The sequence below is a fragment of the Pseudomonas sp. LBUM1644 genome, from assembly GCF_059716195.1.
Window position 1 is genome coordinate 2,157,075 of the sequence record NZ_CP166812.1, and the last position, 12,143, is coordinate 2,169,217.

Here is a 12,143-nt window from a genome sequence, read left to right on the forward strand (position 1 = left end):
CATCCCAAATCAGCGAAACCGGCTGTAAGTCACGCGGGCCGTGCCTTTGAAGACAAACGGAAGCAGCGAAAGCCGGACTTCCGATTGTGCGCTAGGGAAACGGAACAGAGCGCGGGGAGGGCGCATCTATTCGAATTGATTGCTGACGGGCTGTGGGCCTCCTGAAGACCCTTTGATCACGAGGCCCAGGGGCCCATTTGGAATCAAACCATCGCGTCCAAGAGCCTGACTCATACCTCCAAATTCGACGTTTTTGGGCCCAAACCGCAGTGCCAAACAGACCGCAAATTCACCCGACTTCTTGCGGTTTTGGTGACAAACCATTTTGCAGGTAGTTGGCACCGATTGAGTGCCGCTGAACCCTCGAAAGATCCGTCGGCCGCGGCTTCTAGCGGTCAGCTCGGAATCTCTTGCAAGGTCCTTGTCGGTGCCAAATCCGCTGCTAACTCACACCAGACAATTTCCTCGCGGTCCCGCTGAAAGTTTTGGCTCATACCCTCGCTCGCATGACCAGCGATTGTCTGGCTCGCCGAACACCGCGCGCCTGCCTTCCGACGGTTGGATTTTTCCTCGAGTTGGATGGCGAAATCCATGGCCTCCCGGTAGTTGGAACGCACGGCCCACGTCTTGCCAGTGTATCGCTCGACGACCTGGAAAATTCCGAGCTTCGTGGTCACCACCTGGAAGCGAACACCGCGGCGTGACTTCAGTCGGTTAGAACGGCGGAAGAAATCGATACGTGCTGCATTAGAGCTGCCGAGCAGGGCGCCGAGTTCATCGATGCGCTGCAGAAACGATGGATGCATAGCTGATCCTCGAAGTGGGGGGCATGTCTTCGTACGCACTCGTGCCGCTAGCTGCTTGCCTATAGGTGCAGAGGTAAGTTCTGACGGATAAAGGTAGTCGTAAAAAAGCCACCTCGAAACCTGACTTTTCTTTGCGCCCCACACTGAGCCACCGACAGGTCAATAGCGCGCGGCGCTGGCTGGCCTACGCTCTAATCAGTTTCCCCAATAAATATAAGAAGAGGTGCAGCATGAACTCTAAAAACTTGAGTTACACGTTGATTGCGCTTGTGCTGTCAGGCTGCGCTTCTTCGGGGGGCAACCCCGCAAAGCCAGTCCCACCTTCAGCTGTAGCGCTAAATGACACTCAAATCAAAAGTGCTTTGGTCGGGAACAAGCTGACCAACATCAAAAAACCGTCCTCAATGAGTTTTAACGCTGATGGATCAGAATTTTACGATGGCGCTGATGCGTACTCTGCGACGGAGCACTGGACAGTTGAGGACGGCGTTCTTTGCATAGCGGCGACAGGCTACCCTACCGAGTGTCAGAGGGTGAAAGTGGACAATAAAGACGTCTGGTTCGTCGATCCCAAAAGCGGAGAAGTGAAGTCTCAGTACACACTGACCCCCCAGTAAAGCGGACAGGGGGGAGTCCTTGCCAAATCAAAACAAAAAGCCCGCGCATGGCGGGCTCTCTGTATGGGGTCAAATCCTTTTGTAAGTTGAATCTGCGCTCTGGTTTGTGAGCGTTTCGTGAAAAGCATATCGCTGGAGTGAAAAAATCAAAAGCCACAGCAAGATCAAAAGATCGCAGCCTGCGGCAGCTCCTACAGGGTACGTATTCGGTACCGAGGCTACTCCCCCAACCGCCCCAACGTATGCCGCATCGGCTCCAGTGACACACTGATAAACCCATCCAGCGGACGATTCAGTTCCTCCACCAACAAAATCGTCGCTGCCGTCGACAGCGCACACATCATCAGCACCACCACAATCGTGCCATTGCGCGGTGCGAACAAACCGAACGAGCCGAAAATAATCCCCAGCCATGTCACCAGAATCACCAGCATGACCGCTGGAATCGACTGATTGGATTGCAGCAGGGTCAACCAGCGTGCGGCAAACACGGTGTCCATGTCCTGCAAGGCAGAAGCCTTCAGTGCGCGCTGGTTTTCGGTCGTGGGGGAGAGTGCTTCGACCTGGCGTTGCAGCGCTTCGGAGCGATTGATCGCTTCGGGGCTGTCGAGCTTTGCCAATTGGGTTTGATCGCGCGAGGCAAGCATTTGCACGACTTCGGCGTAATTGTGCTTGAGCTGGGTGCGGATTGGCTGGGTGTCCGGGCCGTAACGGGCTAACAGGCGGTCGAATTGAACCACCTTCGCGGCGGCCCCCTCCAGCTCGGCATTGGCGGTATCGAAGGTGCTTTTCGCGGAGGAAACCAACAGGCCGAGCACTAATGCCGACATTGTCGCGATCAGGCCCGTGGCGAGTTTGACCACGGTGACAGAGTCGTCGCTCAGGTGATCGCTTGGCAATCGCGCTCGCACATACGAGCCCAATAACGCGCTGCCGAACAGGCAGACGAACACGATGAGTGCGATCACCAAATCATTCAAAGTCGGCCTCCGTTGACGTCGTCGGGCTGCGTGAGCACCTTACTTGTACTTGATCACGATCCCCTTGAGTTTCCGGCCCTGGATGGTTTCGATGTCGCGATTCCACAGCGGCCCGCTGACGTAGGCGGCCACCGGCTGGATGTGGTCGTAGACCACCACCACGGCATCGCCACCAAGTTTGGCGGACTCTTCCCGCAGTTTTTCTTCAACCTGGGTAATGGGCGGAGCAGGGTCGATGCTGGCGTCGATCAGCACTTCACCCAAACGGACATGGGGGCGAAGGGGCTCGGTGCGCAGCACGACGACTTCGCTGGCCAGCGTCGGCGCGGGATGTTCGACGCCGACATAGGCGGTGGTCTGGGCGTCGACGGTCGCGCAGCCGCTGAGCGCGAGCAGGGTGGCAGTGAGTCCACCCGCCATAATTGACAGTTTGAATCGGGTGGGCCAAGACATGATAGGGGCAGGCATGGTGAGTTTCTCCGGGCAATCCGCTGCTGTGCGAGGTGGCTTGTTGACGTTAGCAGACGGTCCGGGAGTTGCCAGGAAGCCCAGCCGGTTGAGGTTGGGCTTTTTAAAGCGTTAAAAACGTCAGGTTCACTGATCCTTCTCGCAGTTCACCATCCATGCCACCCCAAACCGGTCCTTCAGCATCCCGAAGCGCGCTGCCCAGAACGTTTTATCCAGGGGCAATTGCACTTCGCCCTCGTCCGCCAACGCCGCGAAGACCCGATCAGCCTCGGCAATGCTGTCGACATTCAGCGAGATTGAACAAGCCGCCATGTCATCGACAGGGCGATCCGGAGTGGTGTCCGAGCCCATGATCGCCTGATCGTCCACCAGCAACCGAGTGTGGATGATCAAGTTATGCAGATCCGCCGGAACGTGGTCGCGGGCGGGGGTCTCACCGAAGGTCATCATGACTTCGATCTTCCCTTGCAGCGCTTCGGCATAGAAAGTGAAAGCGGCTTTGCAGTCGCCGTTGAAGATGAGGTAGGGATTGATTTTCATGTTTCGCGCTCCCGGTCATTTAGGGTACACACCGGTTTGACGTCTGGTTCGTCAATGAATTCCGATGAGCAGTGACCCGGGTAGATAAGCGCTAAATCGCGGCAGGCGTCTGGGTTTTTTTAGATGTTTTGTCTATTGGGTGGGCGAGGCTTATTGCTTCCTGCGCACGGCGCGGCGCCAGCAGGCGCTCGATGGCGCCACTGACCAGACTCTCCAACAGCTCATCGCGCTCCTGTTCATCCAGTGCAGGGTGCGCCAGCCAGCCGGGAGCGCTATTGAGCAGGGAAGCAATGGCGTGGCCGGTGGCCAACAGGCGCTGCTCACTGACGCGCGGGCGCACGCCCAGCATCTGCAACACCTTGCGCTCGTATTGCTCGCGCAGCTGCCGAACCCGTTCCTGTTGTTCTTCATTCAGGCAGCCGCTGTCGCGTTCCACCAAACGAAAATGCCAAGGCATTTCCTGATGCAGATTCAAATGCGCGCGAATCAGACTGTTGAGTCGATCGCGTTTCGCCGGGGCCTTTTGCTCGATGCGTCCGAGTGTGGCCAGCAGCTCTTCGTAGAACTCCTCGATCAGGTCGAGCAGCAAGTGCTGCTTGCTGGGGTAATGGTGATACAGCGAGCCCGGGGCGAGCCCCAGGCACGTCGCGAGCTCACGCATGCCGACCTGACCGAAACCCTTGCTGGCAAAGAGCTCCAGCACTTTGTCCCGGTATTCGGCGAAACGTGAGCAACGCTCAGGCATAGGCATGGAAGCCGCGCCCCGTTTTGCGTCCCAGGTAACCGGCGGCGACCATTTCCTTGAGCAGTGGCGCGGGGCGGTATTTGCTGTCGTTGAAGCCGTCATGGAAGGCTTCAATAATCGACAGCAAGGTGTCCAGGCCGATCAAATCCGCCAGGGCCAGCGGGCCGATGGGCTGGTTGCAGCCCAGGCGCATGCCGGCGTCGATGTCTTCGGCGCTGGCCAGGCCTTCTTGAAGCACCAGAATCGCTTCGTTGATCATCGGCACCAGAATCCGGTTCACCACGAAACCCGGGCGGTTGCCGGCAGTGATGGCGATTTTGCCGAGTGTGGTCGCCATGTGCAGCGCCAGGGCATGGGTGGCATCGCTGGTTTGCAGGCCGCTGATCACTTCGATCAGCCCCATCACCGGCACCGGGTTGAAGAAGTGCAGGCCGATGAAACGCTCAGGCTGGCTGACGCTGGCGGCGAGTTGGGTGATCGACAGCGACGAGGTGTTGGAGGCGATCACGCAGTCGGCGCTGACTTGCGCGGCGATCTGTTGCAATACCCGCAGTTTCAGGTCGAGGTTTTCGGTGGCGGCTTCGATGACCAGTTGCACCTTCTGCAGGCTGCTGTAGTCGGTGCTGGTGCGAATCTTGTCGAGGGCTGCAAGCTTTTGCTCTTGTGTCAGCGTTTCCTTGGCAACCTGCCGATCGAGGTTTTTCGCGATGGTGGAGACAGCCTTTTGCAAGGCGCTCTCGGAGATGTCGAGCAGGGTCACGTTGAAACCGGCCTGGGCGCAGACTTGCGCGATGCCATTGCCCATGGTGCCGGCGCCGATCACGCCAATATGCTGCAGATTCATCTTACTGTCCTTCCGCTCAAACCCTGCGATACCTTGGCCGCCATAACGGTCGAAGGCGTACTATTGGCCGCGAGTCTAGAGCCGGCGGGGCGGTTGTCCTATGCCGAAACTGTTCAACGGCACTGGCGTTTTTTGCCATTTCAGGTCATGAGGAGAGAAACGTTCACATGCGGGAAAAGGACTCGGTGGCCGCCTACTTCGTGCAGGCAATGATCCATGGGCAGGGCGAAGATCCCCAGCGTCTGCAGGATGCGCTGGAGCAGGCAGGTATCGACCCGGCGTTGATGGCGCAGCCCACGGCGCGGGTGCCGGCCAGTGCATTTGCGGCGCTGTGGTTGATTCAGATCCGCGAACTGAACGACGAATTTTTCCGGCTCGACTCCCACGGCATGCCGCCAGGCAGTTTTGCCCTGATCTGTCGGGCCTTGATTCAGGAGCCCGACCTGCACAAAGCCATGCGCCAGTGCCTGGCCAACTTTGCGCTGTTCCTGCGGGATTTTCGCGGCACGCTGACCGTGCGCGGCAAGCGAGCGGTGATCAGCCTCGAGACCCACGCGCAGGACAGCGACGCCGGTCGTTTTGGTGAGGAGACGTTCCTGGTGCTGATGATCAGCCTGCTGTGCTGGCTGGGCGGACGGCGCATTCCCATCGACCGCGCCGACTTTCGCCACGCACGCGTGTCCCTCAGCGATGACCGTTTGCTCTGGGGGCCCAACCTGACCTTTGGCGCCGAACGCACTGAAATCGAATTTGCCAGTCATTACCTGCGACTGCCGGTGGTTCAGGATCTGGCATCGTTGAAAGTGTTTTTGCGCACCGCACCCCAATGGCTGGTAATCCGCTTCCGCAACCAACACGGCCTGGCGTCACTGGTCCACCAGCGCCTGCGCCACAGCCATTACAGTGAATGGCCGACCTTGCAGGCTTTCGCCCTGGAACAACACCTGAGCCCGAGCACGTTTCGCCGCAAACTGGAACGTGAAGGTTGTTCGTATCAGGAGATCAAGGATGAAGTGCGGCGCGGCGTTGCGTTTGAGCAATTGCGTGAGAGTCGGTCAAGCATCAGCGATATAGCCGAGCAACTGGGTTTTCAGGAACCGAGTGCTTTTCATCGGGCGTTCAAGAAGTGGACGGGGGAGAGCCCGGGGAAGTATCGGGCGCGGTTTCAGGCGTAAAGCGTGGGATTACGATTGGGTGTATGTCGGATTTTTCGCTGATGGTTCCACGAAAATTCCCTGCGTTTAACCAGACACATTTGGACAGATAGTTCAGGCGCTTATTTTTACGTTTGTGATTCAGTCGCTTGTAGTCGGTTTGGGGGCGTTGTTGGTGTTAACAGGAGAGCGCTTTTTTTCGGTCGGCTTGTGGGACAAGAAGTCTGAGGCTTTGTGGTCAGCGGTGATTGCAGTATTGCTGGGGTTTCTTTCCTGTCACGTCGCGAGTAATGACAAGCTCCACTCCTTGCTCAGGAGGCTGAAAATCACCACGCAAAACTCATTCCCTGTGAGTGGTACGGTGCTTTTTCATCGAGACGTGGATTTGTCATCTTGAATTTAGTTGATGGAAAGCGCCTGTTTGGATGGTCGACCGCATGGCCATCGGCGCCTGAAAAAGGACAGTTTGTACTCGAATACCCTAGTTGGATTGATAGCGAAGGTAAATCGTTACCTAGCAGGGTTGGAGTTGTTGTCATTGATGTTTCAAACGTTCAATTGGTCGAATTCGCAAAAACGATAGGGTGATCCCATGACATGCAAAGCGCCGAACGAAATGCCGCCTGAGCTGAGGCGGTTAATGGAAGAGTGGGAGAATGGTGGTCCTCCACCCCCCGGGCTGGTGTTTCCAATCCCTCCTCCTCCTCCTTCAAGAAGAGAGTCTGAGAGACCGCGTCGGCGCAACAAATAAAAATGCCCGCGGTCCTTACCCGCTTCTCGTCATTGCTCGATCAGGCCAGACGCGCCTTGCTGCTCGTTTGGGGTACCTCTCGCGGGCTGTTTCTGGGCCTGGTGCTGGCGACACTGATCGCCGGCGTGCTCCCGGCATTGGCGGCGTGGCTGGGTCAGCGCATCGTCGATGCCGTGGTGTTCGCCATGCAATTGCACGCGCAGCAGGGCAGTGCGCCGTTGTGGCCGGTGGTGCGTTACGTGCTGTTTGAAGCCGGTGTGCTCGCCTTGCTGTCCGGGACCCAGCGAGCGCTGTCGGTCCAGCAATCGCTGTTGCGGGTGCAGATGGGGCAGAAGGTCAACACGATGATCCTGGAAAAGGCCCAGACGTTATCGCTGGTTCAGTTCGAGAATTCCGAGTTCTACGACAAGCTGGTTCGGGTGCGGCGCGAGGCGTCGACCCGGCCATTGGCGTTGGTGATGAAGTCGCTGGGGTTGATCCAGAACCTGATCGTGTTGATCAGCTTCGGCGTGTTACTGGTGCATTTTTCGCCGTGGGCGCTGGTGTTGCTGGTGGTCGGGGCGTTGCCGGTGTTTTTTGCCGAAGCCCATTTCTCCGGGGATGCCTTCCGGTTGTTCACCCGCCGTGCGCCCGAGAGTCGGCAGCAGAGTTACATCGAGACGCTGCTGTCCCATGAGGGTTACATCAAAGAGGTCAAACTGTTCGGCTTCGCGCCGCTGCTGTTGAAGCGTTATCGCGAGACGTTTGCCCGTCTGTACGCCGAAGATCGCCGCCTGACCTTGCGTCGCGACGGCTGGGGCTTTGTCCTCGGCCTGCTTGGCACCGCGGCGTTTTACCTGGCCTATGCCTGGGTGGTGGTTGATGCCGTCCATGGCAATATCACCCTCGGGCAAATGACGATGTACCTGGTGTTGTTCAAGCAGGGACAAACGGCGGTGAGCAGCAGTTTGAGCGCCATCAGCGGTCTCTACGAGGATGGTCTTTACCTGTCGAGTCTCTATGAGTACCTGGCCGAACCGGTGGTTGCCGACAGCGGACATCTGACCGTGGGCACGGTGCCGGGCGATGGTTTGCGCTTCGAGAACGTCGGTTTCAGTTATCCGGGCGCCAGTCGAACGGCGCTGCAAGGCATCGATCTGCACCTTGTCCCTGGGCACAGTGTCGCGTTGGTGGGGGAGAACGGCTCGGGCAAGACCACCCTCATTAAATTGCTGACCCGGCTGTATCGTCCCGATCAGGGCCGCATCCTGCTGGATGGCAGCGATTTGCAGGCGTGGGAAGAAGACGCGTTGCGACAGCGCATCGGGGTGATTTTCCAGGATTACATCCGCTACCAGTTCTCGGTCGGCGAGAACATTGGCGTGGGCGACACCCTGGCGTTCAACGATGAACAGCGCTGGCAGGAAGCCGCGACGGAGGGCATGGCCGCGCCATTTATTGAGCGTCTGGACAGCGGATATGCCACTCAACTGGGGCGCTGGTTTGCCGGTGGCCAGGAACTGTCCGGCGGACAATGGCAGAAAATCGCCTTGTCTCGTGCCTACATGCGCCGCAATGCCGACATCCTGATTCTCGATGAACCCACCTCGGCCCTGGACCCCGCTGCAGAAGCAGCAGTGTTCGAACATTTCAGTGAGCACACGGAAGGCCGGATGACGTTACTGATTTCTCACCGGTTCTCCAGCGTGCGCAATGCCGATCACATCATTGTGCTGGATCAGGGGACGATTCTGGAGCGCGGTGACCATGACAGCCTGGTGGCGGCGGGCGGACGTTATGCGCAGTTGTTCAACCTGCAAGCCCGGGGTTACCGCTAGGCCCGGCGATCTGCGGCGGTTTGGTCTTCATCAAACCGTCGATTGCCTGGCGGTACTGCGTTCCGCCCAGGCTCATGCTGTTGTTGTGTGTACCGCCAGGCACCAGGAGCAGGCGCTTGGGTTCTCTGGCGGCATTGAACAACTGCTGGCTGAAACGCGAGGGCATGAACGGATCGGCCAGGCCATGGACCACCAGCAGCGGCATGTCGATGTCGGCGATTTTGTCGATGGAATCGAATTTCTGTGACAGCAACCAGCGCACTGGCAGCCATTTTACAGGCAAGTTGTTGTCAGCCACTTGCGCCACGGCATCGCCCAGCGAGGTGAAGGTGGACTCGATCACCAGACCGCGCACCGGCACCGCAACCTGGTCCTTTTTCGCCTGCGCGGCGAGGTCTGCCGCGAGGTCGATGGCCACCGCGCCGCCCAGGGAATGGCCATAGATCAGGCGTTTGTTGGCGTCCGGCTGCATTTTCGTGAAGCGCTCCCAGGCGACTCGGGCGTCTTCGTAAACACTGGCCTCCGACGGCAGGTCACCTTTGCTCTGACCAAAGCCGCGATAGTCGATGGCCAGCACCGAATAACCCATGGCCCGCAATTGCTCAATGCGGAACGCTTGGCCGGTCAGGTTCCAGCGCACGCCGTGCAAATAGAGGATCGATGGCGCGTCGCGGCGCGCGGCGGGCCACCACCAGGCGTGCAGGTTCTGTCCGCCCTTGAAGCTCGCAGGCTTGATGTCGAACTCCTGAACGTCCTGCGGCAAGCCGTGATACCAGCCGGCCGTGCCCGGTTCGATGCGGAACAACAATTCGCGTTCTTTCTGTTTGAGCACTCCACAACTCGCGGGCAGGCCGACGACCAGTGCGGCCATGCACAGCAGCGACAGCCAGCGTCGGCGCAGGCGAGTGAAAAGTAAAGCGGGCATCGGGTGGTCCATCGACGAAAAACTCAATCTCGGGTTTTAACAGAAGCATGCCAACGGCGGGAACAATTTCGACAGTCGTCACCTGTCCTCTGTAGGAGCGAGCTTGCTCGCGATGGTGTGTCAGTTGACAACAATGTAGCTGACACACCATCGCGAGCGAGCTCGCTCCTACAGGGGAGGGCTCCAGTTAGTGTCGGTCAATCCACCTGCAACACAATCTTGCCGATGTGATCGCCCGCTTCCATCCGTGCATGAGCCAGTGACGCGTCGGTGTACGGATAGACCTTGTCGATCATCGGCCGGCAACGGCCGGCGGCGAGCACTGGCCAGACGTACTCGCGAAGCTGTTCGGCGATCGAGGCTTTTTCTTCCCGGGTGCGTGAGCGCAACAGCGAGCCGGTGATCATTGCGCGTTTGCCCATGATCGCCAGCAGGTCGACGTCTTTGGCGTGAGCGCCACCGAGAAAGCCCAGCATCACCAGTCGACCTTCCATGCCCAACGCCGCGATGTTCTGATTCAGGTACGAACCGCCCATGATGTCGAGAATGACATTGACCCCCTTGCCGGCGGTTTTTTCCTGGATGACCTCGACGAAATCCTGATCGCGGTAGTTGATCGCCTCGGCCCCCAGCTTGCGGATTGCCGCGCACTTGTCCTCACTGCCTGCCGTGGCAAAGGCCTTGACCCCGAATTCACGACACAACATCAATGCGGTGGTACCGATGCCACTCGTGCCGCCGTGAATCAGCGCGCGCTGGCCTTTGCTGGCGCCGCCCATGTCGAACAGGTTGGCCCATACCGTGAAATAGGTTTCCGGCACGGCGGCCGCGTGCACCCAGTCCATGCCCTGGGGAATCGGCAATGTCTGGCTGGCCGGGGCGACACAATACTGCGCGTAACCACCGCCATTGGTCAGTGCACAGACGTTGTCACCGACGATAAATTCACTGACGCCGGCGCCAACGGCGACCACTTCACCCGCCACTTCCAGCCCGGGGATCGGGCTCATGCCGGGTTTCATCGGGTATTTACCGGCGCGTTGAATCACATCGGGGCGGTTAACCCCGGCGGCGTGCACGCGGATCAGCACTTCGCCAGCGCCAGGGGTGGGTACCGGTTCCTGGCGCGGTTTTAAAACCTCGGGGCCACCGGGCTCGGTGATTTCAATCAGGGTCATGGTTTGGGGCAGCGTCATGTGAGCCTCCTGTTGTGAACGTAATTGGTAAATGGAACCGCGCTATGCGCATACCCCTGTAGGAGCTGCCGCAGGCTGCGATCTTTTGATCTTCAATAATTCCAACAGCAGCGCAACCACAATGGCACCCGCCGCAATGATGAACAACAACGCGTGATGCCCGCCGCTGACATTGAACAGCGCCGAATAGGCAAACCCCGCAATCGCCTGAAACGTGGCAAACGAAACCGTGGCGCGGCTCCAGGCGATCTGCTGTTGATGATGGTTCGGGATCAGCTCATGCACCCGCGCCAGCGCCAGAGGAACGATGCCCGGGGGAAACGAACCTAGGACCACCGCCAGCAACGCCAGCGCAGTAAAGGAACTCGACACCGACAGCAGGCCCACGGCAATCGCCTGCACCACCAGCACCAGGCGGATGCTCCGCTTCGCCCCCAGTTGATCGGCCAGAAAACCATAACTCACCGGTCCGATGATCGCGCCGATGCCATACATCACCCAAATCAGCGCACCGACGTGTGAACCGGCACCGAGCCCACGGGCCACGTAATCCACCAGGAACACCATGGCCGGCACGAGCCCGGCGGCCATGAACGCGTATTGAGCGAATAACAGATACACCCTCGGGTCAGTCGGCGTCCGGTTTTTTTCCACCGACAGCCCGACCGCTTCAGGGTGCGCGTCCGAAGGCCAGCCGAACCAGCTCACTGCAGTCAGGATCAAGGCCAGCAGACCAAGACCGAACCAGGTTTGCTGCAAGCCAAGGCTCAACAATGGCGGGACAATCGTCCCCGAGCCGGCAATGCCCAGGCCGATGCCCAGGAAGATCGCACCGCTGGCCAGCCCTCTGCTGGACGCTGGCACATGGGGCAATACCGTCGCGGCCACCAGCACCATGATCGCGCCACCGGCCACGCCGGACAGCAGGCGCCAGCCGAAGAACCAGCTCACCGACAACGGAAAACCACACGCGAAAAACGACAAGGTCACGGCCAGCATCATCAGGCGCAGCGCGGTTTTGTTCGACGTGCGGTGGGCCAGTGGTCGGCCAATCAGCGCGCCGATCAGGTACCCCACGAGGTTGGCGGCGCCGAGATACACCACGTCGCTGGCGGAAAACCAGTGCGCCTGGATCAACGATGGAATTAACGGCGTATAGGCAAACCTCGCCAGGCCAATGCTGACCAGGCTGGCGCAGAGGCCGGCAAAGATCGGCAGCCAGATCGCGCTGCGCGGGATGGTCGATGGGTTGTGCATGAAAAATGTCCTGTGGGTTTAACACTGGCCTGCAGATTATCGT

The 12,143-nt window shown here is 59.0% G+C and carries 13 protein-coding genes; 4 read left to right on the top strand and 9 right to left on the bottom strand.

Going from position 1 to position 12,143, the window contains the following annotated elements; translation table 11 throughout:
* Positions 1-395: 395 nt before the first annotated feature.
* Entirely contained in the window at positions 396-806 is a 411-nt protein-coding gene (locus ACA052_RS09750; RefSeq protein ID WP_497649460.1) for a hypothetical protein, read from the bottom strand.
* A gap of 230 nt (positions 807-1,036) precedes the next feature.
* Between ACA052_RS09750 and ACA052_RS09755 the strand changes: the two genes are divergently transcribed.
* On the top strand, positions 1,037-1,423 hold the full coding sequence (locus ACA052_RS09755) for a hypothetical protein (RefSeq protein ID WP_497649461.1): 387 nt from the start codon (positions 1,037-1,039) through the stop codon (positions 1,421-1,423).
* A gap of 218 nt (positions 1,424-1,641) precedes the next feature.
* Here ACA052_RS09755 and ACA052_RS09760 read toward each other — a convergent pair whose 3' ends face one another.
* From ACA052_RS09760 to ACA052_RS09780, 5 genes are all read right to left on the bottom strand, one after another.
* A complete protein-coding gene (locus ACA052_RS09760) occupies positions 1,642-2,403 on the bottom strand; it encodes a bestrophin-like domain (protein WP_497649462.1) in 762 nt (253 codons plus the stop codon).
* Between the two features lie 39 nt (positions 2,404-2,442).
* Positions 2,443-2,856: a YajG family lipoprotein gene (locus tag ACA052_RS09765; protein ID WP_497650288.1), complete on the bottom strand. Its 414-nt coding sequence runs from the start codon at positions 2,854-2,856 to the stop codon at positions 2,443-2,445.
* Between the two features lie 141 nt (positions 2,857-2,997).
* Positions 2,998-3,411 carry a VOC family protein gene (locus tag ACA052_RS09770; RefSeq protein ID WP_497649463.1) on the bottom strand — a complete coding sequence of 138 codons (414 nt, stop codon included), beginning with the start codon at positions 3,409-3,411 and terminating at the stop codon, positions 2,998-3,000.
* A 91-nt stretch (positions 3,412-3,502) separates the two neighbouring features.
* Complete coding sequence (locus tag ACA052_RS09775; protein WP_497649464.1) at positions 3,503-4,162, bottom strand: TetR/AcrR family transcriptional regulator; 660 nt, start codon at positions 4,160-4,162, stop codon at positions 3,503-3,505.
* Positions 4,149-5,000 (bottom strand): 3-hydroxybutyryl-CoA dehydrogenase, encoded by an 852-nt coding sequence (locus ACA052_RS09780; RefSeq protein ID WP_497649465.1) that lies wholly within the window; start codon positions 4,998-5,000, stop codon positions 4,149-4,151. Before ACA052_RS09780 ends, ACA052_RS09775 begins: the two co-directional genes overlap by 14 nt.
* A gap of 167 nt (positions 5,001-5,167) precedes the next feature.
* On the opposite strand from ACA052_RS09780, the gene ACA052_RS09785 reads away from it, so the two are divergent.
* The 3 genes from ACA052_RS09785 to ACA052_RS09795 all read left to right on the top strand — a co-directional run bounded on the left by ACA052_RS09785 (position 5,168) and on the right by ACA052_RS09795 (position 8,722).
* Complete coding sequence (locus ACA052_RS09785; protein ID WP_497649466.1) at positions 5,168-6,175, top strand: AraC family transcriptional regulator; 1,008 nt, start codon at positions 5,168-5,170, stop codon at positions 6,173-6,175.
* 372 nt (positions 6,176-6,547) lie between these two features.
* Positions 6,548-6,742, top strand: a complete 195-nt coding sequence (locus tag ACA052_RS09790) for a hypothetical protein (protein WP_497649467.1) — start codon at positions 6,548-6,550, stop codon at positions 6,740-6,742.
* A 165-nt stretch (positions 6,743-6,907) separates the two neighbouring features.
* The gene (locus ACA052_RS09795; protein WP_497649468.1) at positions 6,908-8,722 is read left to right on the top strand and encodes an ABC transporter ATP-binding protein; all 1,815 of its coding nucleotides are present in this window, start codon (positions 6,908-6,910) and stop codon (positions 8,720-8,722) included.
* Here ACA052_RS09795 and ACA052_RS09800 read toward each other — a convergent pair.
* The 3 genes from ACA052_RS09800 to ACA052_RS09810 form a co-directional block, all read right to left on the bottom strand.
* Positions 8,694-9,647: an alpha/beta hydrolase gene (locus ACA052_RS09800; protein ID WP_497649469.1), complete on the bottom strand. Its 954-nt coding sequence runs from the start codon at positions 9,645-9,647 to the stop codon at positions 8,694-8,696. The two genes, ACA052_RS09795 and ACA052_RS09800, sit on opposite strands and share 29 nt — an antisense overlap.
* Before the next feature lie 197 nt (positions 9,648-9,844).
* The gene (locus ACA052_RS09805) at positions 9,845-10,843 is read right to left on the bottom strand and encodes an NAD(P)H-quinone oxidoreductase (RefSeq protein ID WP_497649470.1); all 999 of its coding nucleotides are present in this window, start codon (positions 10,841-10,843) and stop codon (positions 9,845-9,847) included.
* Between the two features lie 42 nt (positions 10,844-10,885).
* A complete protein-coding gene (locus ACA052_RS09810; RefSeq protein ID WP_497649471.1) occupies positions 10,886-12,100 on the bottom strand; it encodes a YbfB/YjiJ family MFS transporter in 1,215 nt (404 codons plus the stop codon).
* Positions 12,101-12,143 lie beyond the last annotated feature (43 nt).

Bases quoted from the DNA above. Each gene is read 5' to 3' on its own strand.
- ACA052_RS09800 (WP_497649469.1), bottom strand. From the start codon at position 9,647: ATGCCCGCTTTACTTTTCACTCGCCTGCGCCGACGCTGGCTGTCGCTG.
- ACA052_RS09780 (WP_497649465.1), bottom strand. From the start codon at position 5,000: ATGAATCTGCAGCATATTGGCGTGATCGGCGCCGGCACCATGGGCAAT.
- ACA052_RS09795 (WP_497649468.1), top strand. From the start codon at position 6,908: ATGCCCGCGGTCCTTACCCGCTTCTCGTCATTGCTCGATCAGGCCAGA.
- ACA052_RS09750 (WP_497649460.1), bottom strand. From the start codon at position 806: ATGCATCCATCGTTTCTGCAGCGCATCGATGAACTCGGCGCCCTGCTC.
- ACA052_RS09805 (WP_497649470.1), bottom strand. From the start codon at position 10,843: ATGACGCTGCCCCAAACCATGACCCTGATTGAAATCACCGAGCCCGGT.
- ACA052_RS09775 (WP_497649464.1), bottom strand. From the start codon at position 4,162: ATGCCTATGCCTGAGCGTTGCTCACGTTTCGCCGAATACCGGGACAAA.
- ACA052_RS09765 (WP_497650288.1), bottom strand. From the start codon at position 2,856: ATGTCTTGGCCCACCCGATTCAAACTGTCAATTATGGCGGGTGGACTC.
- ACA052_RS09810 (WP_497649471.1), bottom strand. From the start codon at position 12,100: ATGCACAACCCATCGACCATCCCGCGCAGCGCGATCTGGCTGCCGATC.
- ACA052_RS09785 (WP_497649466.1), top strand. From the start codon at position 5,168: ATGCGGGAAAAGGACTCGGTGGCCGCCTACTTCGTGCAGGCAATGATC.
- ACA052_RS09770 (WP_497649463.1), bottom strand. From the start codon at position 3,411: ATGAAAATCAATCCCTACCTCATCTTCAACGGCGACTGCAAAGCCGCT.
- ACA052_RS09755 (WP_497649461.1), top strand. From the start codon at position 1,037: ATGAACTCTAAAAACTTGAGTTACACGTTGATTGCGCTTGTGCTGTCA.